Annotated in this window: 22 protein-coding genes; 9 read left to right on the top strand and 13 right to left on the bottom strand. The window is 71.5% G+C overall.

Annotated features, from left to right (window positions below; translation table 11 throughout):
* Positions 1-360: 360 nt before the first annotated feature.
* Entirely contained in the window at positions 361-987 is a 627-nt protein-coding gene (locus L3X23_RS01550) for a DUF305 domain-containing protein (RefSeq protein ID WP_308116854.1), read from the bottom strand.
* A 90-nt stretch (positions 988-1,077) separates the two neighbouring features.
* Positions 1,078-1,644, bottom strand: coding sequence for a hypothetical protein (locus L3X23_RS01545; RefSeq protein ID WP_237190183.1), 567 nt, complete (start codon positions 1,642-1,644; stop codon positions 1,078-1,080).
* Between the two features lie 197 nt (positions 1,645-1,841).
* On the opposite strand from L3X23_RS01545, the gene L3X23_RS01540 reads away from it, so the two are divergent.
* The 5 genes from L3X23_RS01540 to L3X23_RS01520 all read left to right on the top strand — a co-directional run bounded on the left by L3X23_RS01540 (position 1,842) and on the right by L3X23_RS01520 (position 7,466).
* Positions 1,842-3,302 carry an MFS transporter gene (locus tag L3X23_RS01540; RefSeq protein WP_237190182.1) on the top strand — a complete coding sequence of 487 codons (1,461 nt, stop codon included), beginning with the start codon at positions 1,842-1,844 and terminating at the stop codon, positions 3,300-3,302.
* A 98-nt stretch (positions 3,303-3,400) separates the two neighbouring features.
* Positions 3,401-3,682, top strand: a complete 282-nt coding sequence (locus L3X23_RS01535) for a metal-sensitive transcriptional regulator (protein WP_308116853.1) — start codon at positions 3,401-3,403, stop codon at positions 3,680-3,682.
* 196 nt (positions 3,683-3,878) lie between these two features.
* Complete coding sequence (locus L3X23_RS01530; RefSeq protein WP_237190181.1) at positions 3,879-4,088, top strand: heavy-metal-associated domain-containing protein; 210 nt, start codon at positions 3,879-3,881, stop codon at positions 4,086-4,088.
* Between the two features lie 58 nt (positions 4,089-4,146).
* A complete protein-coding gene (locus L3X23_RS01525) occupies positions 4,147-5,157 on the top strand; it encodes a hypothetical protein (protein WP_237190180.1) in 1,011 nt (336 codons plus the stop codon).
* Complete coding sequence (locus L3X23_RS01520; protein WP_237190179.1) at positions 5,157-7,466, top strand: cation-translocating P-type ATPase; 2,310 nt, start codon at positions 5,157-5,159, stop codon at positions 7,464-7,466. Before L3X23_RS01525 ends, L3X23_RS01520 begins: the two co-directional genes overlap by 1 nt.
* Positions 7,467-7,542: 76 nt before the next feature.
* Here L3X23_RS01520 and L3X23_RS01515 read toward each other — a convergent pair whose 3' ends face one another.
* Entirely contained in the window at positions 7,543-7,971 is a 429-nt protein-coding gene (locus L3X23_RS01515; protein WP_237190178.1) for a hypothetical protein, read from the bottom strand.
* A 405-nt stretch (positions 7,972-8,376) separates the two neighbouring features.
* On the opposite strand from L3X23_RS01515, the gene L3X23_RS01510 reads away from it, so the two are divergent.
* Entirely contained in the window at positions 8,377-8,970 is a 594-nt protein-coding gene (locus L3X23_RS01510; protein WP_237190177.1) for a TetR/AcrR family transcriptional regulator, read from the top strand.
* Between the two features lie 61 nt (positions 8,971-9,031).
* Here L3X23_RS01510 and L3X23_RS01505 read toward each other — a convergent pair whose 3' ends face one another.
* The 5 genes from L3X23_RS01505 to L3X23_RS01485 form a co-directional block, all read right to left on the bottom strand.
* A complete protein-coding gene (locus L3X23_RS01505) occupies positions 9,032-10,177 on the bottom strand; it encodes a hypothetical protein (protein ID WP_237190176.1) in 1,146 nt (381 codons plus the stop codon).
* A 76-nt stretch (positions 10,178-10,253) separates the two neighbouring features.
* The gene (locus tag L3X23_RS01500; RefSeq protein ID WP_374204808.1) at positions 10,254-11,060 is read right to left on the bottom strand and encodes a F510_1955 family glycosylhydrolase; all 807 of its coding nucleotides are present in this window, start codon (positions 11,058-11,060) and stop codon (positions 10,254-10,256) included.
* A 125-nt stretch (positions 11,061-11,185) separates the two neighbouring features.
* Entirely contained in the window at positions 11,186-12,670 is a 1,485-nt protein-coding gene (locus L3X23_RS01495) for a glycosyltransferase family 39 protein (protein WP_237190174.1), read from the bottom strand.
* 1,147 nt (positions 12,671-13,817) lie between these two features.
* Positions 13,818-14,081, bottom strand: coding sequence for a hypothetical protein (locus L3X23_RS01490; protein WP_237190173.1), 264 nt, complete (start codon positions 14,079-14,081; stop codon positions 13,818-13,820).
* Positions 14,078-14,479, bottom strand: a complete 402-nt coding sequence (locus L3X23_RS01485; protein ID WP_374204807.1) for an ArsR/SmtB family transcription factor — start codon at positions 14,477-14,479, stop codon at positions 14,078-14,080. Before L3X23_RS01485 ends, L3X23_RS01490 begins: the two co-directional genes overlap by 4 nt.
* A 767-nt stretch (positions 14,480-15,246) precedes the next feature.
* Between L3X23_RS01485 and L3X23_RS01480 the strand changes: the two genes are divergently transcribed.
* Positions 15,247-15,816, top strand: coding sequence for a cadmium resistance transporter (locus L3X23_RS01480; protein ID WP_237197904.1), 570 nt, complete (start codon positions 15,247-15,249; stop codon positions 15,814-15,816).
* A 516-nt stretch (positions 15,817-16,332) separates the two neighbouring features.
* On the opposite strand, the gene L3X23_RS01475 is transcribed toward L3X23_RS01480, so the two are convergent.
* Positions 16,333-16,635, bottom strand: a complete 303-nt coding sequence (locus L3X23_RS01475) for a low molecular weight phosphatase family protein (RefSeq protein WP_237190172.1) — start codon at positions 16,633-16,635, stop codon at positions 16,333-16,335.
* A 330-nt stretch (positions 16,636-16,965) separates the two neighbouring features.
* On the opposite strand from L3X23_RS01475, the gene L3X23_RS01470 reads away from it, so the two are divergent.
* Positions 16,966-17,496: a hypothetical protein gene (locus tag L3X23_RS01470; RefSeq protein ID WP_237190171.1), complete on the top strand. Its 531-nt coding sequence runs from the start codon at positions 16,966-16,968 to the stop codon at positions 17,494-17,496.
* Positions 17,497-17,595: 99 nt separating this feature from the next.
* Complete coding sequence (locus L3X23_RS01465) at positions 17,596-18,030, top strand: hypothetical protein (protein WP_237190170.1); 435 nt, start codon at positions 17,596-17,598, stop codon at positions 18,028-18,030.
* 34 nt (positions 18,031-18,064) lie between these two features.
* Here L3X23_RS01465 and mobF read toward each other — a convergent pair whose 3' ends face one another.
* The 4 genes from mobF to L3X23_RS01445 form a co-directional block, all read right to left on the bottom strand.
* Positions 18,065-22,465 carry a MobF family relaxase gene (mobF, locus tag L3X23_RS01460; protein WP_237190169.1) on the bottom strand — a complete coding sequence of 1,467 codons (4,401 nt, stop codon included), beginning with the start codon at positions 22,463-22,465 and terminating at the stop codon, positions 18,065-18,067.
* 179 nt (positions 22,466-22,644) lie between these two features.
* Entirely contained in the window at positions 22,645-23,463 is an 819-nt protein-coding gene (locus L3X23_RS01455; protein WP_237190168.1) for a hypothetical protein, read from the bottom strand.
* Complete coding sequence (locus tag L3X23_RS01450; protein ID WP_237190167.1) at positions 23,460-24,107, bottom strand: hypothetical protein; 648 nt, start codon at positions 24,105-24,107, stop codon at positions 23,460-23,462. Before L3X23_RS01450 ends, L3X23_RS01455 begins: the two co-directional genes overlap by 4 nt.
* Positions 24,104-24,520: a hypothetical protein gene (locus L3X23_RS01445; RefSeq protein ID WP_237190166.1), complete on the bottom strand. Its 417-nt coding sequence runs from the start codon at positions 24,518-24,520 to the stop codon at positions 24,104-24,106. The genes L3X23_RS01450 and L3X23_RS01445 overlap by 4 nt, the downstream gene beginning before the upstream one ends.
* Positions 24,521-24,522 lie beyond the last annotated feature (2 nt).

Raw genomic sequence — 24,522 nt, 5'->3', positions numbered from 1 at the left:
GGCGGTACTCGACAGGCCGGTGACGCCGAAGGTCCGGGCCTGCGGGTCCGGCTCCTGACAACACGCGGTCGCGCCGTGAGCCGCCAGCAACGCCACCACCACGCCGATGACCAGCACCCAGCCACGGCGATGCTCGGGTCGGCCGACACCCGTGTGGGCCGGCAGACCGGCTGTGCGCATCATCCATCCCGTCCCGGATCCCGGCAGCGGCCCGAAGGAGCGTCGGCGCCTCGCGCCGTCCATCGGGACATATCGGCACGGCGTTACGGCGTCCAACGCCAGACACGGGTACCTGCCTCCTGACGGGGGCAGTCGGAGAGGTCCGGGGCGGCGGCGAGGCCCCCACCCCGGACCAGCCCGTCAGACGGTCGAGAGCAGGTTCTGCATCTCGGTGATCTCAGCCTGCTGCGCCTCGATGATCTTCTGGGCGAGAGCCTTCGCGTCCGGGTTCTGGCCGTCCGCGAGCTCTGTCTTCGCCATCTGGATGGCGCCGTTGTGGTGCTCGACCATCATCTGCAGGAACATGCGGTCAAAGCTCGTCCCGGTGGCCTGGCCGAGCTGCTGCATCTGCTGGTCGGTCATCATGCCGCCCATGCCCTCGGGCATCGGCATGGCGCCGGCACCGTGGCCCATGCCGCTGTGGTCCATCCCGCCGGCGCCGGCAGAAGCGGTCTCCGGCTCACCCCAGGCCGCGAGGAAACCCCGCAGCTGCTGGATCTCAGGTCCTTGTGCCTGCTGGATCCGCGTGGCGAGTTGCTTGACCTGGTCGTTGCCGGCCTGCTGGGCGGCCATCTCGGACATCCGAACAGCCTGGGTGTGGTGCGGGATCATGCCTTGGACGAACGCCGTGTCGGCGGCGTTGTGTGCGGCCGCCGTGACCGACGAGGTGGGCGCTGCGGTGGACGTGGCGGGTGCTTCGGTCGCGGCGCCGTTCGAGCCGCCACAGCCGGCGACGAGAACCACGGTGGTTGCGGCGGTGCCGAGCACGCCGAGGACAGACTTGCGCTTCATGATCGGGAGTACTCCTGTGTGCAGACGGGTGTGATCGGACCAGCGCTCTTCCGCGCTGGAGGCCGATCAGTTCCGCAGCACGCAGAGTTGCGCGAGCCTGACCGATGTCGAGGGCGGAGCCCGCGGGCCCGCCGTCGGCCGCGCACCGCTGAGCGGTGTGCCCCGCTTAGTCGCGCTGCCTACGAGGACCGCGAACAGCGCCGCGGCGGCCAGCACGAGTAGGCCTGTCAGTACCGCCAGGCACAGGTGGAGAAGGTCGTGCAGGGCCGAGTGCTGTCCGAAAGGTCCGACGCCGGCGGCATGCATGACCGGCGCTGCGAGGGCGATGACGAGCTCGCGAACCATCCCGAGGTCGGAGGAGGAGCCGGCGAGCTCGTCACCGGCGGGGGTGATGGCTGCGGCCGCGGCAGTACCTGCGGTACGTCCGTCGCCGGATGCGACGGCCGCCCGCGCTGTCAGTGACGGGGCGAGGGGGCGCTCGGTGGCCATGGAGTCACCGACGGACGGCGCCGCGTGCTGGGCGTGTCCGGTGTCGTCGTGGCAGGCGACGGTGGAGTGCATCGTCACGACGCCCACTACCAGCGACAGCATCAGCAGGAGCTGCTGAAAACCGCGTCGCCGGACCACGTTCACGGACGCCACGATAGCGACGGGTTCCGCCCTGCGCCTGCGGGCCCCTGTCGGGACGGACGAGCGGCGTGTCGCGGCCCGATCCGATGCGCGTCGGGTCCAACCCCTTGCCCAGATACCCCCGGGGGGTGTAGACCTGACTCTCCGTCAAGAATACCCCCTAGGGGTATCGATCGAATCGGGCTGATCAGGAGGTCGTGATGGTGGAGAGTTCGCGTCGGTGGTGGGCGTTGGGGCTCATCGCCCTGGCGCAGTTCATGGTGATCATGGATACGTCGATCATCGGTGTGGCGTTGCCGCAGATGCAGGCGGATCTCGGGTTCTCGCAGGCGGAGCTGTCGTGGGTGTTCAACGCCTACGTCGTGGCGTTCGGTGGTCTGCTGCTGCTCGGTGGGCGGCTGTCGGACCTGCTGGGTGCGCGGCGGGTGTTCGCCGCGGGCTGGGCGGTGCTGCTGGTCGGCTCAGTGGTGTCCGCGGTGGCCGGGCAGGCGTGGGTGGAGCTGGCTGGGCGGGCGGTGCAGGGTGTCGGTGCCGCCTTGATCGCGCCGGCGGCGTTGACGCTGCTGATGGTGCTGTTCGGGTCCTCGCCGCGGGAGCTGCCGAAGGCGTTGGCGCTGTACGGGGCGGCCGCGCCCGCCGGCGGCACGGCGGGGGTGTTCCTCGGTGGGGTGATCACGCAGTGGCTGTCGTGGCCGTTCGTGTTCTGGCTCTACGTGCCGATCGCGGTCGCGGTGCTCGTGGCCGTTCCGGCGCTGTTGCCCGCACCACCTGCCGGGCGGGGGCGGGTCGACGTGGTCGGGGCGCTCACGGTCACCGCAGGACTCGGGCTGGGCGTGTTCGGGGTGGTACGCGCCCCGGAGATCGGCTGGTCCAGCCCGGCGACGATCGGGTCGCTGGCCGGTGCCCTGGCCCTGCTGGCGGTCTTCGTGCTGGTGCAGGCGCGGAGCCGGACTCCGCTGATGCGCCTGGGGATCTTCCGGTCCCCGAACCTCGGCGCGGCCAACCTCGCGCAGCTGCTGCTGGGCGCGGCGTGGATCCCCATGTGGTTCTTCCTCAACCTGTACCTGCAGCAGGTGCTGGGGTTCCAGGCGTTCGCCTCCGGCGCGGCGCTGCTGCCGATGACGGTGGCCATCATGGTGCTGATGGTGGCGGTGGCGCCTCGACTGATGACCCGGTTCGGCGCCAGGCCCCTGGTCGTCGCCGGCCTGCTGGTCCTGAGCGTCGGCCTGGTGTGGTTGTCCTTCGCCCGACCCGACGGGTCCTTCGCCGTCGACGTGCTCGGTCCGTCGCTGCTCGCGGCCACCGGCATGGCGCTGGCGTTCATCCCCTCGCTGAGCACGGCGCTCTCGGCGGCCCGCCCCGAGGAGGGCGGTCTGGCCTCGGGCATCGTGAACACCTCCTACCAGGTCGGGTCCGCCCTCGGGCTGGCCGCGATGACCGCCCTGGCGGCCGGCTACGGCGCCACACAGCTGGCCGACCCGGTCGCCATGACCACCGGCTTCAGCGCAGCGTTCCTCGGGGCGGCCGGAGTCGCGCTGCTCGGCGCGGTCCTCGCTGCGGCGACCCTGCACACCTCACGCCCCGCAGCACAGGCTCAGTCCGATCCCGCCGCAGCCGCGGCAGGCGAAGGACGGGGCGACGAGCGGTCTCGAGCCGCCTGACCCTGACATGGGACTGGGTGACGGTCTCCGCGCGAACCGCTCGCGTACGGTACCCCCCTAGGGTATAGTGAGGGCGAGTCGGACCGGGAGGAGTCGCCGTGAACGGGTACGCGGACAACAAGGACAGCCACCTCAAGCGGATGCGTCGGATCGAGGGCCAGGTCCGGGGCATCACGAAGATGATCGAGTCGGACAAGTACTGCATCGACGTGCTCACCCAGGTCGCCGCGGTCAACAAGGCCCTGGAGGCCGTCGCGCTGAACCTGCTCGACGAGCACCTCAAACACTGCGTCACCGACGCGGTCGCCGAGGGCGGTGCGGTGGCCGACCAGAAGGTCGCCGAGGCCAGCGCGGCGATCGCCCGGCTCGTCAAGTCTTGAGTGAGGCGAACGCGTCGTCGGCGTCACCGTCGGTAGGGCTCAAGAGCACGACTCGACGGGGGCGGGCAGCCTCCGCACGGCAGCGACGGCTCGTCGACTGCCCCGGTTCGTGCTGCCCGCACCCGGCCCACACCACCTGAACCACACAAGACCGGGCCCACGACAGGTGGGCTCGCCCCAGAGAGGAACCACGAGGATGAGCACCAGCACCTACTCCGTGAACGGCATGACCTGCGCGCACTGCGTCGCGTCGGTCACCGAGGAGATCGGTGAGCTGCACGGCGTGCGCTCGGTCGCGGTCGACCTGCCCACCGGGGCGGTCACCGTCGACAGCGACACCCCCCTCGACCCGGCCGCCGTGCGCGCCGCGGTCGAGGAGGCCGGCTACCAGCTCGCGGCGTCGTAGCCGCACCACCTCCGACCCCCGGCCGTCGAGGCCGGGGGTCCACGGCAAGGGACGGATCATGAACACTCTTGCGAAGCTCTCCGCCTACGGCGCGGCGCTCGCCCTGCTCACGCTCGGGGCGTACGCGACCGGATCCGCTGTCGGTCCCCTCACCGGCCCCGCACCCGCCGCACCCGCGGCCAGGCACACGGGCCCGTCCGGCGGCGAGGCAGCCGGACATGGGGACACCCACAGCGGCGCCGTCCCGGAGACCGCAGACCAGCCCGCCGGGCTGGCATCGAGCAGGGGCGGCTACACCCTCACGCCCACCGCCTCGACGCCGACCGCCGGAACCACGAACGACTTCACCTTCCGCATCACCGGCCCCGACGGGGCCCCGGTCACCGCGTTCGACGAGGAGCACACCAAGCGGCTGCACCTGATCGTCGTGCGGCGCGACACCACCGCCTTCCAGCACCTGCACCCGACCATGGACCCCGACGGCACCTGGCGGACGAGCCTGCGGCTGCCTGCGGGAGGGGTCTACCGGGCCTTCGCCGACTTCACGCCCACCGGCGGTGCGTCGACCACCCTCGGGGTCGACCTGTCCGCGGCCGGCGCCTACGAGCCGGTCACCCACGAGACGAGCCGGGTCGCCCGGGTCGACGGCTACGAGGTCCGCCTCGACGGCGAGCTCGCCGCCGGGCACTCGTCCCCGCTCACGGTGACCGTCTCCAAGGACGGTCTCCCGGTGAGCGACCTGCAGCCCTACCTCGGCGCGTACGGGCACCTCGTCGCGCTGCGAGCCGCGGACCTCGCCTACCTCCACGTGCACCCCGACGGCAGTCCCGGGGACGGGCGCACCTCAGCCGGCCCGCAGGTCCGGTTCTTCGCCGAGGTGCCCTCGGCCGGGACCTACCGGCTGTTCCTGGACTTCCAGCACGCCGGGGTGGTCCGCACCGCCGAGTTCACCCTTCCCACCGGGCCCGCGACGACGGTGCCAGAACCGGTGCCGGCCGCGCCCGGGCCGGGTACCCCACACGACGACGACCACGGCGACGCCACCGGCAACGCGGGAGGGGGGCACTGATGTCCACGACCTCACCCGACGCCGCCGACACCGTGACCGAGGTCGAGCTCGCGATCAGCGGGATGACCTGCGCCTCGTGCGCGAACCGGATCGAGCGCAGGCTCAACAAGCTCGACGGGGTGAGCGCCACCGTCAACTACGCGACGGAGAAGGCCAAGGTCAGTGCTCCCGACGGGGTCGCCGCCGACGAGCTCGTCGCCACCGTCGAGGCCGCCGGCTACCATGTACGGCTACCCGAGCCGCCCGCTGCCCGATCCGGCGGCCCGTCGGGGTCGGACACGGGCGACGACTCGGGCCGGGAACCGGAGGAGCTGCGCGCCGCCCGGCAGCGGCTGTGGGTCTCGGTCGGGCTGTCCGTGCCCGTCGTCGTGCTCGCGATGGTCCCGGCGCTGCAATTCACCTACTGGCAGTGGATCTCCCTGACCCTGGCCGCGCCGGTGATCGTGTGGGCGGCGGCGCCCTTCCACCGGGCGGCGTGGGCGAACCTGCGCCACGGCGCCGCGACCATGGACACGCTGATCTCGCTGGGCACCCTCGCGGCGTTCGCGTGGTCGCTCTACGCGCTGCTGTTCGGCACCGCGGGCACCCCCGGGATGACGCACCCGTTCGAGCTGACGATCAGCCCCTCGGACGGGGCGGGGAACATCTACCTCGAGGTCGCCGCCGGGGTGACCACCTTCATCCTGGCCGGGCGGTACTTCGAGGCCCGCTCCAAGCGTCGCGCCGGCGCGGCCCTGCGTGCCCTGCTGGAACTCGGCGCTAAGGACGTCACCGTCCTGCGCGAGCAGGGCGGATCGACCCTCGAGGAGCGCATCCCGGTCGGTCAGCTCGCCGTCGGAGACCGGTTCGTGGTCCGCCCCGGGGAGAAGATCGCCACCGACGGGACCGTCGTCGAAGGCGGCTCCGCCGTCGACGCGTCGATGCTGACCGGGGAGTCCGTCCCGGTCGAGGTCGGCGTCGGCGACGAGGTCGTCGGGGCCACGGTCAACGCAGGCGGACGACTCGTCGTCGCGGCCCGCCGGATCGGGTCCGACACCCAGCTCGCGCAGATGGCGAGGCTCGTCGAGAACGCCCAGACCGGCAAGGCGCAGGTCCAGCGCCTGGCCGACCGGATCTCCGGAGTGTTCGTGCCGATCGTGATCGCCCTCGCCGCGGTCACCCTCGGGTTCTGGCTGGGCACCGGATCCGGTGCCGCGGCGGCGTTCACCGCCGCGGTCGCGGTGCTGATCATCGCCTGCCCGTGCGCGCTCGGGCTGGCCACCCCGACCGCGTTGCTGGTCGGGACCGGGCGCGGCGCGCAGCTGGGCATCCTGATCAAGGGCCCGGAGGTCCTCGAGTCGACCCGGCGGGTCGACACCGTGGTCCTGGACAAGACCGGCACCGTCACCACCGGCCGGATGAGCCTCGTCGGCCTGCACACGGCGGAAGGGGTCGACGAGCGGGAGGTGCTGCGGCTGGCCGGGTCCCTGGAGGACGCCTCCGAGCACCCGATCGCGGCCGCGGTCGCCGGCGCCGCCCGGGACCGGGTGGGTGCCCTGCCCGAGGTCGAGGACTTCGCCAACCACGAGGGCCTCGGCGTGCAGGGCGTCGTCGACGGGCACGCTGTGCTCGTCGGGCGACCGCGCCTGCTGCAGGAGTGGAGCCACCCCCTGACCGACGACCTCGCCGCGGCCGCCCGGGAGGAGGCCGCCCGCGGCCGCACCGCGATCGCGGTCGCCTGGGACGGCGAACCCCGTGCGGTGCTCGCGGTCGCCGACACGGTCAAGGACACCTCGGCCGAGGCGATCGCCCAGCTGAAGGGCCTCGGGCTCACCCCGCTCCTGCTCACCGGCGACAACCAGGCCGCGGCCGAGACCGTCGCCCGGGAGGTCGGCATCGACGTCGGACCGGACACGGTGATCGCCGAGGTCATGCCGCAGGACAAGCTCGCCGTGATCGAGGACCTGCAGGCCCGCGGCCGAGTCGTGGCGATGGTCGGCGACGGGGTCAACGACGCCGCCGCGCTCGCCCGCGCCGATCTCGGCCTCGCGATGGGCACCGGTACCGACGTGGCGATCGAGGCCGCCGACATCACCCTGGTCCGCGGGGACCTGCGCACCGCGGCCGACGCGATTAGCCTGTCCCGCCGCACCCTCGGCACGATCAAGGGCAACCTGTTCTGGGCGTTCGCCTACAACGTCGCCGCACTGCCCCTGGCGGCGCTCGGGCTGCTCAACCCAATGCTGGCAGGCGCGGCGATGGCGGTCAGCTCGGTGTTCGTCGTGGGCAACAGCCTGCGGCTGCGCACGTTCAGCCCGACGGCACGGTAGGCGCTCGACCGGGCCGGCTCGTCCCTTTATGGACGAGCCGGCACGGGCCCGCGGGCGGCTGGCTCGATCACCAGGGTCAGGCCTTCGAAGTCGGTCGGCGGAGCTCACCGCGGGGCTTCCAAACCCCCAAGATGGTGATCCCGACCAGCACCAGGGCACCGCCGCCGCCGTGGACCAACAGCGACGCCAGTTGAGCGTGCGCCTCGACCACAGGCGCCTGGCTCGCTCCCGATGCCAAGGCGCCGGCGTGGGCGGCCCCCAGGGCTGCGATGGGCCGGATCTGCAACAACAGCACGGCGGTCGCAGCCAAGGTCAGTACCAGCTTTGTGATCACCCAGTAGTGCCGCCACAGCCCCCACGGACTCACCAGCGACGACACCACCCCGGAGACCGTCGACGCGAGCGCCAGGGGGACGATCACGGCCTCGGTGAGCACGGTGGCCGCGATGAGCATGGCCGATCGGAACACGCCGTCGCCGAGCGCCGCGGCCACCGCGAGGGCCATGAACCCCGCGACCGCCCCGACCCACCCCACTGAACACAACACGTGAACAGTCAGCGCGGTGCGGCGGACGCCCCGTCCGGCACCCGCCCGCGCCGGCGGCGCCATCCTCAGCCCCACCCCGGCGGGCGCATCACTGCGCCGCGACCGGGTCGACGAGTGACATCCCGGGCGTCTGCCACCTGGTCAGCTGTCCCGCATGGCGACTCGGGCCGTGCTCACCACCCACACCGGTCACTATCACCAGCACGACCAGGAGTAGTAACACCGCGATGACCAGGACCAGCACCTTGACCCATCGGGGCACACCTGCGAAACCGGCCATCGACCTTCCATCCCTCGTGTGCGTGACAGTGTGTCTTGAAGGAGACAGTATGTCTAACTGGTGTCGCTCTGTATGGTAGTGGGGTGCCACAGCTGTGGACCGAGACGATCGACGCCCACAAGAAGGCGGTGCGCGAGGCGATCTTTGCCGCCGTCGCGGACACGATCGCCGAGGCGGGGCCGGCTGCGGTGACGATGTCCGGGGTGGCCGCCCGTGGCGGGATCAGCCGAGCCACCATCTACAAGTACTTCCCTGACGTCGAGGCGCTCCTGCTCGCCTGGCACGAGCAGATCGTCAGTGCTCACCTCGAGCACGTCGAACGGGCGCTGATGCCTATCCCGGACGACGCCGCAAGTGAGCTCGGCGCGCTCCGCTCGGCGCTTCAGGCCTATGCCCACCAGATCGCGCACGGCGCGCCGGGATTCGGCGGGGAGTTCGCTGCCCGCCTACACCGAACCGATCACGTGCAAGGCGCTGAACAGCGGCTCGTCGCGCTCCTCGCCGAGCACCTGCACCACGGCCAGAGCCTCGGTGCCGTGCGTGGCGACATGCCGCCCGCCGAGCTGGCGGCCTACTGCCTCTCCGCGATGAACGCGGCCCGCCGGCTCCCCGAACCGGCCGCCCTCGACCGGCTACTGGACGTGGTGGTCGGTGCGGTGCAACCGGCCCTCCGCTGACCATCGTCCTTCTCGGCGGCGGAGCCGAGCGGTGTCGACCCGCCGCCGGTGTAGCGACGAGTCAGCGGGCGAAGCTGACGTGGATGTGGTCGTAGTGCCCGCCGACCGCGTCGGTGGGGTCGTAGACCCCGCCGCCGCTGTACCGGCGACCCCAGCCGCCCTCGTCGGGCACCCCCGGGGTCCAAATACGGCCCTGCCAGATGATGTAGGAGACCTCGAGAGCGTCGGCGTTGGTGCGGAACCAGTCCGCTGCCCGCCAGCCGTTCGCCAGCTCGATGCCCTGCGCGCCCAGACCCGCGGTGCCGGGGAAGAAGTCACAGCCCTTGCCCAGAGGGTGGTCGCTGGTCGGGTTGGACGGGCGGGTCGCGTGGCACCCGGTGGACCGCATCAGCTCGCCGCGGCGCAGGCCACCGAAGGCGCGTTCGGCCTGGTCGAGGGCGTAGCGGGTCACCGGCGTGACACAGCCGTTGGTGGTGGGGTCGTCCTCGGTGCAGCCGTTGCTGTTCCCGGCGAACGGAGCGGCCGGATCGACGTCCTCGGACTCACCTCGACACGGGCCCGCTGCGCCGGAGCTCCCGGGCGAGGGTGAGGTGGCCGGCCGGGCGCGCGGAGCGGCGGCGGGGCTTTCGGCGACCTCGGCGAGGGCGTCGGCGGCGGTCTGTTCCCACTTGGCGTAGGCGAGCGGGAAGGCTGAGCGCTGCACGGTCTGAGCCGCCTGCCACAGCGGCATCTCGGTCCAACCGGGCACGGCGAGCAGCCGCTCGAAGAACCGCTCGGCTGCGTAGGTGGGGTCTCGCACCTGGGCCGGGCTGCCCCAGCCCTGAGAGGGCCGTTGCTGGAACAGCCCGAGTGAGTCGCGGTCGCCGTAGTCGAGGTTGCGCAGCCCCGACTCCTGCAGCGCCGTCGCCAGTCCCACCCAGAGCCCCCGCTCCGGGACCTCCATCGCACGGCCGGTCGAGACGATGGCCGCCGCATTCGTCAGCTGCTCGCCGGTCAGTCCGCTCGACCCGGATGCCTCGACCGGCATCCGCTCGGGGTTCGGCTCACAGCTCCCGACGCCGCGGGTGGGGACGCTCATCAGGAACGTCACCCCTACGAACGCGACGGCCCCGGCCGCACCCACAACCCCGAGGACGAGCAGGACCACGAGGAGCCGGCGCCCGAGGCGGCGGGCCGCGAGCTGAGCATGCTCGCGCCCGGTCAACACTCCCGCTCCCCCGTCCTCGTCTCCGACGGCCCCACCTCGGCGTGTCCGGTCGTGGTGTGGCGTGGGCCGGGGCGGATCACGGCATCACGGGCGCCAGCGTGGTCCAGCTGCGCCCGGCGTCTTCGGAGGAGACCACCGCCTCGGCGGTGGCGGCGAGGTAGCGGTCCGGGCCGACGACGGCCAGAGCGGTCGGTGTTGCTCCGAGCTCGCCGGTGACCTGCCACCCGCTGCGGTAGCGGCCCCACACCTGCCCGGTGGAGTCGACCCCGACGAGGTCCGGTTCACGGTCGCCGTGCAGGTCGGGCACCGTCTCCACTAAGACCAGCGGAGCGTCCATGGCCGGGATCGGCGGCATCAGGGCGAACGTGCGGGCCCCGTCACGGCTCTCGGCCAGGCCCTCGGTGGTGGTCGCCCACAGATGGTGCGGGTCGGCGGGGTCCACGGCGAGGTCGGCGAGGCTGCCGCGGGCGCCGGGCTGCCATGTCGCCCCGCCGTCCTGGCTGCGCCGCACCATCGCGGTGACCGAGTCCCACCCGTACACGACGGGCCCGGCGACGGTGATGGCGTGCAGGTCCGCCGCGCCCCGCAGGGACACCTCCGTCCAGCTCCGCCCGCCGTCGGTGCTGCGGACCAGCCCCAACGACGACCCGGACGCGGGCGGTCCCGCCGCGTCGTCGTGCGGACCCGGGTGGCCGGAGGCCAGGAACTCCGCCGGCCCGACGACGGCGAAACCCATCAGGTCGTGGCCGGTCTCGCCGACCCGGGCCGGGCCGTCAATCTCGAGGCGCAGCAGTCCGTGGTGGGTCGCCACATACACCAGTCCATCGTCCGGGTTGATACCCAGACCATGCACGTGGCCGGTCACCGCGTCCCCGGCCGGCATGGCCGCCGCAGAGCCGGCGCCGGACGGTGCGGGCTGTGCACAGGCTCCTGCTAAGACGGTGGTCAGGGCGACCGCGGCGACGAGCGCCACCATTGACGTCAGCCGGAGTGTCCGGGGAGCGGGCCTCACCGGACCTCGACCCCCTGCGCGGTCTCCGGTGGCGACTGGAGGTCCCAGATCGCGCATCCGTTCTGCTCGGTCGTGCGCAGCGGACGGGCGTTGTCGCTCAGCCAGTTCGCGAGCGGACCATCGCTCGGGACGAGCTGCCGGTCGCCCACGACCAGGAACCGGGCCCCAGCCGTACGCAGCGCTTCGACCTCGTCCGGGATGTGGTGATCCGCGGGCAGGCTCCAGCCCTTGCGGTCGGCCAGGAAGAACACCACTGGTTCCTGGTAGTTGTTGGCGACCGCGCCGTCGGTGGTGCGGCTAGTGGTGCTGACCACGACCAGGTCGTCGGGGGCCGAGACCGCGTCGAGCTCGGTCGCGCACACCCCGAAGACCCCAGCCTGGTCGGGCAGCGACTGGACGAACACGTTGACCGACTGCGCTCCGAGCAGCAGAACCGCCGCGCCCGCCACAGCCGACGTCACCGCGCCGCCGAGGCGGCGTCTGACCCAGCCCAGCACGGCCGCGGTCCCGACACCCGTGGCCACCGCGGCATAGGGCAGCGAGTAGACGTGGTACTGAATGCCCATGTCGGTGCTGGTGTAGCGGCCGGCGGCGAAGTAGTACACCGTCAAGGCGATCGCCCCCGCGGTCAGCAGCGGTAGCGGCGAGGCACCCGGCCGGGCCCTCTGATCGGCGGCGCGGCGGCGCCGCCACAGCCACACGACGCCCAGCACCGCCAGGGGCGGGCCGATCAGGCCGTAGATGAAGATCGCCTCGGAGCGGAGGTTGCCCAGGTAGAACTCCGGGCTCAGCCACATCGACAGGCTGCCCCACTTGCTGTCCCCGCCGGAGATCACGCCGAAGGTGTTGCCGTAGGTGGCATGCATATCGGCGGCATGACGCAGCCACAAAGCAGGCGCCACCAACGCGGCGAGCCCAGCCATATACAGCGAAGGCCTGCGCAGCCGCTCCCACGCCGTGAACAGCACCCACAGCCCGATCACCAGGCCGATGTGCAACGACGTCGGTTTCACCAGCGCCGCCACCGACGTCGCCGCGCCCGCCCACACCAGGAACCGGGGCCGGTCCTCCTGCAGCCAACGGCAGAAGCCGAGCAGCGCGAGCAGATAGAACGCCAGCACGGTCGCCTCGGGCATGAACGCCGTGCCCCACCGCATGAACGCCGGGGACAGGAAGAACGCCGCCAGCGCCCACCGCGCCGGTGTAGCGGGTAGCAGCCGTCGAGCCAGGCCCCAGAACGCCGCTGCCGCGACCAGCATGAACGCCAGCGAGAGGAGCCGGCCGAGGACGACGTGCTCACCGAAGACCAGATAGGTGGCCGCGGTCAGCCACGGCAACAGCTGAAACTCGGTCTCGACGTAGCCGGGCCCGGCTCCGCCCCAGTTGATCTGAGGGAAGAAGATGTTCATGCCGTTGGCGGCGAAGTTCCTAGCGATGGTGGCGGTGTCGCTCTGCCGCCAGATGTCGCCGGGATAGGTCATCGGAGCGAACGCTCGCACCACAGACAGCGCGACGACCACGGCGCCGATGGCCAACACCCACCACCGCAGCCGTGGCAGTGGGGCAGGAACGCGGAACTTTCGGGTGGCCTCGCCGTCAACAGACGGTCGCCACCCAGCACTCTGCTGGGAAAGCACAGCTCAACTCACTTCGCTGGAGCGCACTGACGCGCTGGGACGAGGCCTGACGAGGACCTCGGGAATGCCGGCGCACGAGGAGGCGCCGTGATGACGGGTCGTTCACCCGCCCCGAAGAAGCGAAGAGATTGAGCGGCCTACGTCCGCATCACGCACAACAAGTGGGTGGGCGAGCCCGGGAGCTCAACCGCCGAGGACCGCAGCAACACAGGAGCAGTAACCGTCGCGATGGGGACCGTCGCACCGTCGAGCGTGACCCCGGGCAGTCCGTCTTCCACTGCCCGCGGGGACGCCGGAGCGGTGACCGCCGTACGCACAGACTCAAGCACACACTGCTGAGGAACGAACCCGGCGTCGACAGGGCTCTGGCTCGTGCCCGTCCGTCGCTCGTCGGAAATCTGCAGCCCGACCGGCGTGGCGGTGGACGGTGTCGCTGAGCGCCCGAAATGGTCGATCTGCTCGATCCCGGCCGTGACAGGCCCAGGCTGCGCGATCACGGCGTCGTGGTCGTCGCGGCAGCAACACAGCGCCACGACACCGCCCACGACCAGCAACGCCGCGAACAAGACCAGTCCCCGGAAGGAACCCCGAGCACGCCCCAACACGACGGCCGTACGCCGATCGCGGTTAGACGAGGCCCCCAAACGGGGCGCCGCAGCTCGAGTCACGACACGGAAGCGTAACCGCCGGTGCTGTGAACACGCTGAAATAGGTGGCCCACGACGCCTCCGACCTCGCGTCTCCGAAGCCCCCTGCTGGAGGGGCACCGCTGCTGTTGATCCGGTGGTCCGCCGACCCGACCCACTGAGCCCACACGATCATCTCGCCGTAACCCCTCGCGCCGTCTTCGATGAGGACGCGAAGCGGCCAGCCCGATCAGGGAGTCGGCCGTGTGCGCCCAGGTCGGCTCAGCTGCGGTGCTCCGCCCGCTGGAGCGCCGGTCGCACGGCCTGAGCGCATACGCCACGTGCTGCCGGAGATTGATCGACCACTAGGCCTTGTTCGAACAGGTGTTCGAGTGTGGGATGGCAGGATGTCCACGAGAACGGCCGGGGTGATGTTCCGTGTAGGACCCTGTCAACCGGGCGGCGATGTCGTCGCGGATCAGGAGCCTGTCCGCGCCGACCTCGGCGAGCGAGTCTGCCGACAGAGCGTTGATCTTCTCGCCGGGTTGAGTGCCGGCGGACTGGACCTCGAGCCGGTCGCCGGCGGGCCGCGCGGCGATCCGGCTCGCCGCCGCAACCGCAGGCGTCACTCACCGCGCACCCCCGACGTGCCGGCCTTGAGGTCGGCCTCGGCGCGGGCGTCGGCGCCGAAGTTCGGGCACAACGCTACCGCCGACCCGGTCGCGGCCAGCAGCGTCTGCGCCGCCGCCAGTAGGTCCAGCAGCTCCGGGCGGGTCAACGAGTAGAACATCTGCCGACCCTGCGGCCGGCCGGTCACCAGGCCACAGTCCCGTAGGCACGCCAGGTGCGCCGACACCGTCGACTGCGCCAACCCCAACCGTTCGGTCAGATCGACCACCCGAGCCTCACCCGCGGCTAGGCGCTGCACGATCGCCAACCGGGTCGTGTCCGAGAGGCTGTGGAACAGCGCCGCCGCCGGCACCAACTCCCGGCGCGGCGGCGCCGGCAACTCGCCTGACATCGTCATGCAGCGATGATAGCGGATCCAGCCAATGCGTAACCAGGACCGTGCACGATCCACCCATCGCGAGGCGGATTGAGCCACTGGGCATTCATCGTCGCATAGCGATACCAACAGTGAAGCGATGATGGGCCCGGCGGCCGTGCCGATCAACCGGGTGGCGACGGCACCGGTGAACAGCCCGCGACGGGAGCGTTGCAGCGGTTCTACGAGACACCGGCGTTGTTGCGCGTGGGGGGGCATGTCGGCGCCGGGTGCCCGCGTGCTGGAGGTCGGCTGCCGCGCCGGAGTACGGCACCGAGCCGATCCTTCGACGGTTCATCGACGGGATCGACGGGATCGACCCTCGACCCGCAGATGGTCGCCCGCGCCGGGCGGCGGCTGGCCGACTACGGGATCGGGTGCGGTTGGCCGCCGATGAAATGACCGACCTGCGGGCGGCCGGCAACGAGCTGTGGCATCTGCTCATGGTGCTAGCATCTGGACGTAACGCTAGCATCGTCATGTGGCGATACTAGAGTTGATCGCGCAACCCGTGCGATCCGCACCGCCCGAACAGCTGCGTCACCCCAGCGTCCCTCCCCCGGCTCGCCATGGCCCCACCGCTGACACCGCGCGGGGTCATGTCGGCCCATGTGCTGGCGAGAACGGCGCAGCGCCGAGGGCCTTGTGGCGGGTGGCCAACCCTCAGCCGGCTGACCGATATGCCGGTGATCGACCAGAAGGCAGTCGTGGAACTCTTCACCTTGACCTTGCAGGCCATCGGCCTGTTCATGGTCACCAACATCGATGATGTCATCGTGCTGTCGCTGTTCTACGCGAGAGGTGCCGGCACCCCGGGCACGACCGCGAGAATCCTCGGTGGCCAGTACCTCGGTTTCGGCGCGATCCTGGCCGCGGCGGTGATCGTCGCCCTCGGCGCGCGCAGCTTCCTGCCCGAGGAGGTCATCCCGTACTTCGGGCTCATCCCCCTGATTCTCGGCCTGCTCGCGGCGTGGCGAGCCTGGCGAGCTCGGCGCGACGACGATGACGATGACGACGAGGGCAAGGTGCGCGGCAAGGCGCTCAGCGTGGCGACCATCGCCGCGGTCACCTTCGCCAACGGCGGTGACAACATCGGGGTGTACGTGCCCGTTTTCGCCACCATCGGCACCGCCGGCATCATCGCCTACTCGATCGTGTTCCTCGCCTTGGTGGCCGTGTTGGTTGTCGCAGCGCGCTTCGTCGCTACCCGCAAGCCGATCGCCGAGGTGCTGGAGCGTTGGGAGCACGTGCTGTTCCCGATTGTTCTGATTGGTCTGGGCATCGTCATTCTGGTCGAGGGTGGCGCCTTCGGCCTGTAGCGTCGGCGCGGACCGGAATCATGTTCCCGCTCGCGTCGCAGTCGGCGGATGAGTCGGACGGTCAGGACGAAGTCCTCCATCGGGTTGTGGTGCGCGTGCCGCGCCCACCGCGGCGGGGCACCGGGTTTGACAACTGGGCCCCCGCCGGCCGCGCAGGCCGCGCTCCTAGAAGTCCAAGAGCACGCTGAGCAGATCGTTGATCATGCGGCGTGGTCCTGGCCGAGCACGGGTTTGCCCGTTTGCGACACCCCGAACCCGGCACGGCCGGTCGGCGCCGCTGCGGGTTCGGGGTGTCGCGCAGGTGCTCGACGACTGCGCGGACGTCGACCCGGTCCGCCCGGTCCCAGGCGTTGATGTCGGGCGGCCCACGGCGTTTAGCGTGCCGCTGATCCGCCCGGCCCCTGCGTTCAGTTCGGAACCGGCCAGGACGCGCCATCAGGGTTGCAGATGTCGGCATCCTCGGAGTGGTGCTCGTGGTTGGGGCGAGCCGGACGAGGCTGACCTGGTGAAAGCTTGTCAACGCGGGCGGCGATGTCGTCCCGGATCAGGCGCATGCGTTCCATACCCTCGATACCGCGCTCGGGAGGGCTCGTCGGTGTCCCAGTTGCGAAGCTCGACCCCGTCGGGGACCTCGACCTGAGCTTCGCGTCCAAGAGTGACGACGAGGTCGACTCGACGGAGCAGCTCGGGGTCGATCGGCTTGGGCGTCTCGCCGGACATGTCCGCGTCGACCTCGGCGAGAGTCTCGGCGGAGAGGGCGTTGATCTTCTCGCCGGGGTCGGTCCCAGCGGAGCGCACCTCGATCCGGTCCGGCGGCATGACGCATGAGACCAGCGGCCATCTGGGACTTGCCACCGTTGCGGACGCAGACGAACAGCACAGACGGCTTCGGGGCGATCACGAGGCGCCGGTCGGGGAGGTGAGCTCGGCGAGCAGCTCGCGGACGCGCCGGTCGATGTCGTCGCGGATGGGTCGGGACCCGCCACCACGGCATCTGGCGCGAGACCGTCTTCCAGGTGCGTCGCCGCGCCTTCGGCCCAGCTGAGCGCTTCGCCGGGCGGCCTGCAACGCTGGTGCGCGCACGGCTGACGAACGGATCCTGGAGCGCACGTGGTGGATTGGGGCAACGTCCCGAGTTGGATCTCAGCGGTGATCGCGTTCCTTGCGCTCGTCAGCGCGGGATGCGCCGCCTACTTCGCGTATCACCAACTGGTTCTTGCTCGGACGCTCCGCGAGGAGAAAGCGCGGCCGTTCGTCGTCGTCGACGTCGTGCCCGCTCAGCACCCATTCACCGAGTTGATCATCAAGAACGTCGGTGAGACGCTGGCCCGTGACGTGAAGGTCGTCTTCGACCCACCGTTGGTGACCACCCTCGACGACGAGAACATGACCATCGGAGGCTCACACGCCCTGCAGAGCGGCATCCCCAGCCTCCCCCCGGGGCGTGAGTACCGGATGCTCTTCGAACACATGCCGGACCGCTACGCCCGCGAGGATCTGCCTCGCCGCTACGAGGTCACCATCAACGCGTCTGGCCGACGCGGACCAGAGGAACCCCTTGTCCAGGTCCTCGACCTGGACGTCTTCTACGGCTACCAGAAGCTCGAACAGTACGGAGTGCACCACATCGCCAAGTCTCTCCGCGCCTGGGCGAAGAAGGACGGAGTCAAGAACTTCTAGTCGGTGCTCGAGTTCACGCCCGATTTGACATGCAACTGTCGAAGAACGCCCCGGACGATTGTGGGCTGAATCGTCGGCACCGAGTGAGACTATTACGGCATGGGGACGGTGACGGATCGCGACATCGCGCGGATACCGGCGGGGAATCTGCGGGTGTCGCGGGATGCGTTTGGTCAGCTCTGGCGCGAGGTGGAGGCACACGCGGCGGCGGAGACCGCTCGCGGCGCCTCGACGCCCCGGACCGCAGGACTGGTGCTGACGTGCCGTTGGCTGGCCTGTTCGACGACGGACGTGAACGGGCGCCGCCTTCTGGCGGTCCGACCGGTCGGGCGGGGCTCCCCACTGGCGTACGCGGAGCTCATCGAGGCCGAGTATGTGGCTGCGGAGACCGCGATCGTGCGTAGCCCGGGCAGCGGGCGGTTCGCGGCGAAGCCGGGGTACGTCGAGTCGGTGTGCGCGGTGCTGCGTTGGGCGTGGCGACGCAATGGCCCGCGTCCAGAGGTCGACCCGACGCCGGCGGGTGCCACGAGCTGACTACTCGCGGCACCCGCTGATCGATGGGGCTGGGTCAGAAGTCGGCGTCGTCCGTCACCGACTCGTCGCTTCTGCTGTCCTCAACCTCGGCTGTGTAGTCGTAGTCCTGGGTCCGCCAGCGATGCAGCTCGTCGGCGCGCTGAGCGGCCGCCTCGGCCTCGTCGAGCGCCTGCCGAGCGGTGATCTCGGCGAGCGCCCGTCGGGCCACGTCGAGCGCATCGGCGGTTTCCGACGCTGTGGGTACGCGGACCACGTCCTCGTCGACCGGAGCCGGCTCGCCCGCCGCGATCTCTCGCACGTCCGGCTCGATCCCGGCATCCGCCGCGTTGTCGCGGTGGTCGTCGGCGCCCAGGTGGTTCTGGTCGTCGCGGTAGAGGTCGTGCTCGGCGATCTCGCGGTGAGGGTCGTCCTCGGCGCGTGCGGCGGCGTCAGCGGCGAGCCATTCCTCGGCGGTGACCTGCGGTTCTGGTTCGAGGTCGTTGGCGTGCCGCAGCGCGAGCTCGGCCTTGGCGCGCTCGCCCCGGGCCCGGGTCTCTGCGGTGTGCACAAGCCATTCCGATCGCGCGTCCTCGAGGTCCTCCAGCGCGGTGGCCTGCTGGTCGAGCAGGCAGGCGAGCGCGTCGGCGTCGCGCGCTTCGCCAGCGAGCCGGAACTGCTCTGCGGGGTCGTGTGCCGCGGTCGCCTCGGCGCTGCGCAACGCGGCGGTCTGGCGTTGGTGCGCGGCGGCCTGGCGGGTCCCGGCGAGCTCGTTGGCGACGTAGCGCGGGCCCCATGCCTCCTCCCTGTTCGCGGACCGGACCCGGACGTGGAGCTGGCCATTGGACAGCTCCTGCTCCTCGCGGTCGATCTCGGGCCGGCCGAGCGTGCGCCAGGCGGCTCGGTAGGCGGCGAAGGCCTCGGTTTGGCCGGGCGCCGGGGCGGGGCCGAGGACGTCGGTGTCGCTCTCGTGCCCGCTCAGTTCACGGTAGCCCGCGACGGTGCCGACCTGGTCCTGCCACGTGCGCAGCTCGGCCTCGTCGAGCGGGGGCGGCCCGAAGGTCTCGATCGCCCACGCGGGCGGCGCTTCGGCGGCGTTCGCCCCGAGCTCCGCGGTGCGCTCGTCCGCGGCGACGGCGAGCCGGTCAAGGTAGGCCTGCCAGTGCGGGTCCGCGACCTGCGGGATCCAGTCCGCCCAGCTGTCGCCGCGGGGGTCGAAGCGGTCGTGTTCGGTGATGCGGGCGTGTACGACGTTGGTGACGTTGCGCGCTCCGGCCAGGGGCCGGTCGGCGATCGCGTCGTGCAGGACCTGGCAGGCATCGCGCCCGGCGAGCTCGGCACGGCGCAGTACTCGGGTCAGGGAGGCTGCGCCGTCCTCGGCCGCGATCCGGGTCCGTTCGGAGATCGAGAGGGTTCCGTCGGCGGCAAGCTCGTCGAGCCAGGTCGCGGTCCGCTCCGTCGCCGCCAACTGGGCGGCGTCGGTGAGCAGCTCGGCCGGTGTTCGTACCGCCTCGGCCTCGGCGGCCGACTGGGCGGCGGTAGCCAGGGCGGAGCGGGCCCCGCTGATCTCGTCCGGGTCCAAGAGCCCGGCCAGAGCGGCAATGGGGTCGCGGTGGACGGTCTGGTCCTCGCGCCCATGCGCGGTGTCCTCGACGGCGCTGACCGTGACGACGTGGGCGGTGTTGGCGTCGCGGCCACGAGACATCCCGACGTACAGGGCCGCCGGTCCGGTGCGGGTGGTCACCACGGTGTGTGCGGTGTCGACCGTGGTGCCTTGGGCTGCGTGCACAGTGGTGGCGTAGCCGAGCGCGAGGTGGTGAGAGACGTACTCAGGGGGCAGCACCATTCGGACACCGCCAGCGCCGTCCGCGTCATCGCGGGTCGTCGTAGTGGCGACCTCAAGAGAGCCGTTCGGGCGGATGGCGGTGATCTCATAGGTCTCACGGTTGATCGGGCCGCGGCGGTTCCCGTCGTGTCCGGCCAGGTGCCAGTCGTTGCGTCGGGCCTGGACCAGGTCCCCGACGCCGGCGGTCGTGCCGTCCAGCCCCAGCACCACCCCGTCCTCCTGGACCCGGCCGAGGCGGACGAGCTCGGCGCGCAGCTCCGCGGACAGCCGCGCGGCCTGATCGTTGGTGTCGACTAGCAGCAGCGACCGGCGACCGGCAAGGGTGTCGGCGAGCCAGGCCCGGGCGGCGGACTGCTCGGCCTGGGTGGCGGTGCCGGAGTCGAGGAGTCGGCCGTGGCGGTGGTAGTCGCGCAGCACGGTCTCGTCCCCGGCGCGCAGCCGCAGTGACGCCTCCCGCTCCCAGCTCTCGGTGAATCGGCGGGCGTCGGTGAGCTCGTAGCGCGGGCCGGACTTCGCGAGCAGGTCCATGCCGCCGCCGGCGCCGACGGCGGCGAGCTGGCGGTGATCCCCGACCAGCAACAGCTTCGCCCCCGCAGCATCCCCATAACGGTGGATCGCGGCCAGTGCATTCGTGTCGGTCATCGCGGACTCGTCGACGACGACCAGGTCCCCGGCGTGCAGCCGCCACAACCCGTCCTGCGGCACGGCTTGCCCCTCGGCGACCGGAGCGGCGAGTCGGTCCTGCGTGGCCAGCCAGCGAGCCACGTTACGAGCCTGCAGGCCCTCACCGGCGAGAACGTTGGTCGCGACCTGAGAGGTGGCGAGCCCGAACACCCGTCGCGGCGGCGCGTCGACCAAGTCAGGGGCGAGGTCGGGGTCGGTCCAGGCGCGGGCGAGCGCCCCGACGACGAAGGACTTGCCGGTCCCGGCCGGGCCGACCAGCGTCTCCATCCGCGCCCCGGAGGTGAGGACTCCACGGATCGCGGCGCCTTGGTCGGCGCCGAGAGAGATGCCCTGCTCGGCCAGCTCGGTGAGGAAGCGGTTGGCGATGTGCAACGGGAGCGCGGTGCCGCCGCTCTGGGTGGCGGCGGCGGTGAGGAGCTGCTCGATCTTCACGTGGTCCGGTGTGGCGTAGAGGCGGGCGCCTGGCTGCTGGTAGACCGACTCGCCGTTGGCCAATCGCAGCGCGGCCGGCAGGGCGTCCTCGCCGGGGCGGGCGGCGTCCATCGGCGTGGCGAAGGTCAGCGCCCGGTCGGTGAGACCGTCGAGCAGCTCGGCGACCCCAGCGCCGTCGGCGAGCCCGAGATGATCGGGCAGCGCGGCGTTGATCGCGGCAGCCAGGTCCGCGCGGGTCCAGGTCGACTTCCGCGCCTGCACATCGGCCAGCGCGGTCTCCATCACCGCGGTCGGTGACCACGCCTGCGCTGCTGGGGCCGCGGGTCCGCTGTGACGGGCCGCGAGCGCCGCGTCGGCGACCCCGGCGAGCCCACCTGCGACCTCGGCTCGGATGCGTGCATCGATGCGGTCCAGCAACTGTGTCCGCGTCTCTCCGTCGTGCGTCTTGGCCTTGCGGGTAGCCAGCGTGGCGGCCTGGTTGATTCGCTCGCGCTCGTAGCTCGTCGGGGCGCGCCCGTGCCGGGCCTCGAATGCAGACGCCAGCTCGGCGGCCTTCGCGGTGAGCTTGTGGCGCCGCGTCGAGATCAGCGCCATCGCCTCGGCCGGCACGCCGACGACCTCGCGGGCCTTCCCATCCGGGCGGGTCGCCAGCACCATGCCCAGGGCCGAAGTGATCCGTTCCTCAGTGGTGCGCTCGGCGACCGCGGCTCCGGCGGCGCGCCACCGGTGCAGGCTGCGACCGTCGAGGGTCCGCCACGCGCCGTCGGGGCCCTCGACGCGGTTGAGGATCGTGTTGTGGATGTGCAGCTGCGGGTCCCGCTCGCGGGAGTCGTGCTGGAAGAACGACGCCACAGTCCAGTCGTGCGCGTCCGCGTGGCGGCCCGCCGCGCCGCCGTGATGGCCGATGCGGGTGTAACCGGCCTTGTCCTGCAGATAGGTCAGGCCGGCGTTGTTGCCGGCCCAGATCGCGTCCTCGACCGCCTCACGGAACCGGCCCCACGCCGCAGCGGTCTCCTCGTCCCCTGCTGTGCGGGCGGCGACCTCCTTGGCCTCGAACGCGGTGTGCAGCAGTGTCACCGACTTCTGAACGCTGAACGTGGCGTCGTAGAACGCGACGTTCCGCCGGGCTTTCTTGCCCGCCTCGACCCGGAGCTCAGCGCGGCGTTCAGGGCTGGCATCCGGCTCCCGTTCAATCGCCTCGTCGTACAGCTGATCCTCGGACTTGTACGCCCGGCCCGTGTGCCCCAGCGTCGGCACCTCAGCCCACCGCCGCGGGTCGGAGAACCCGTCCGCGCGCGGGTCGAGGAACCGTTCGTAGACCGCGCGCATGTCTCCGGCGTCGACCAGTCCGCGCAGGCCGAGTTTCTCGGCGCCGGCACCCCACCAGCGTCCCGGCGGCTCGCCGTCAGCGACGGCGCCGGTGTAGTAGTTCTCCCGCCCGGTCGCGACCTCCTTGAGCAGGTACTCCGGGCTGTAGCCGTTGCTGATCCTCAGCACGAAGCACGCACCATCCTCATCACTCGGACCGACATCTCAAGATCAACTGGCCCCGGGTCGGCCGAAGGCCGGACCGCACCCGAGGATCGTGATGCAATGGTGTGAGTCATTTGATCTTGGTCGTTGAGTAGTTCGTTCGGAGTAGTTGCTGTGGCTGCGGTCGTGGTTCTCGGTTGTGGTCATGGTGTGGTCTTCTGGCTGGTGTCGGAGTAGGTGGCGTCGGTCGTGCTGGTGATGAGATGCAGGGCGATGGGTGCGGTCTCGGGGCTGTTGTCGTCGTCGCGGAGCGACTTGAGCGCGGCGGAGGCGGTGCCGCGCGAGACCGCGGCGGCGTCCTGGAGCTCGGAGACGGTTGGCCAGGTGCGGTGGCGCTCGAAGTGCGCGCGGGCAAGGTCTCGGGCTTTCTCCCGGGCGGGCGCCGGAGCAGCTGCGGACGACTGCTCCGGGGACGGCGCGGTCGCACGTTCATCGGTGGCCCTTGGCGGATTGTCGGCCTGTCGCGGCCCGGCGGCAGCCGGGCCGATAGCGTGCGCACTGACGGGCTGGCTGAACGCCGTTGATGGCGCAGGCTGAACAGGGTCGGCTGAACGCTGTACACCGTCGTTCGCTGTACGGCCGCCGTCGGCGAGCAGGTACAGCAGATGCGCGACGACCGCGGCGGCGACCGCGGGCCAGGCCCCGATCCCGAACCGCAGCCACGCCGGAGCGGCGAGCGCGCCCGCGTCGCCGGCGAGGAACGCGGCCTGGGCGAGCCCAGACATCCCCGCGGCGACCACCACGACGGTCCAGGCGTAGCGGGCCGCCGACCCGTGCAGCCGCGCGGTCGCCGTGTAGGCCACGAGCGCGAGACCGTCGGTGATCAGCGGGTAGAGCCACGCGAGGGGCTCCGGTACCCGGGAGGCGACCGCGACCTCGTAGAGGCCGTGTGCGGTCGCGATTGCCGCGCCGACCGCCACAGCGAGGCCGGGCAGCCACACCGCCGACCGCTTCCAGCTCATCGCGCACCTCCACGCAGCGCCTCGCCGATGCGGTCGGTCCGCGGCGGCTCGGGTGCGGACTCCTCGCGGGCGTCCGCCCACCACCGCCCGATCTGGTCGAGTTCGGCCTCGGACGGGACGGTCGGGGCGCCGGTGACCTGGTCGGGCCAGCCTGGGCGGGTCTGGTGGTTCTCGCGCGAGCACACCCCGGCCGTCGCCTTGATCCGCCGGACCACTCCGGGGCGTTGGCGGTCGTGCCAGTCCCCCGCCAGCGCCACCGACGCCGCCGGGCCTTGGTAGGCGGCGGCCCAGGCGTGCATCAGCCAGAGCAGCTCCTCGACCACGTGCGGGTGCCAGCACCAGCAGTCCGGGAACGACTCGACCGCGTCCGGGTAGCGTAGGTAGACGACGGCGAGCCAGCCCGCGAGCTCGTCGAGCAGGCGCCCGGTCACCTCGGGATCGGTCGGGGCCATCAGCCAGGACGGCGCTGGAGTCGGCGGCTTGCGCGCGCTGAGGGCGGCGACGGTCTCCCCCAGCTCGGCGAGCAGACCCGACAGTGCGTCCACCCGCGCCGGAAGCGGGGCCACCTGGCGGCGCAGCGCATCGACGTCCCGGGCGAGGCCGGCCATGGCGGCGTCGGGCTCGGTGGGATTGGGCGGGATCATGCCGACCACCAGTCTTCGGCCCGCTCGGCCCACTCCAGCGCCTCTCGATCGCCGCGCGAGGCGTAGCCGGGGCTGTGCTCGCGATCGACCTCGGCGGTGACCTGCGCCCACCCGGCGGCATTGACGGCGGCCCGGGCTCGGGCGTCGGCGGGGGTCTCGCCCTGCTCGTAGTCGACCCACTCGTAGTCGCGGCGGATCTCCGCGACGTCACCGGAGTCGAGGCCCCAACGGTGCACCGAGTAGCCGAGGCGGGCGCTGGTCTCGTCGAGATAGTCGCGGACCATGGTCTCGGCGACGTCGCGGGAACGGCCGGTCTGCTCGGCCAGCAGTTCGACGGCCTCGCCGCGAGTCAGCGGCACCAGGTCCTGGTCGGGCTCGGGCAAGTCCGCCGAGGAGACGGCGTTGTCGGACATGA

Source organism: Pseudonocardia sp. WMMC193, assembly GCF_021728735.1.
GTDB classification, from domain to species: Bacteria; Actinomycetota; Actinomycetes; order Mycobacteriales; family Pseudonocardiaceae; genus Pseudonocardia; species Pseudonocardia oroxyli.
Note: the sequence above shows the minus strand (reverse complement) of the source record. Positions and strands in the feature narration are given on the sequence as shown.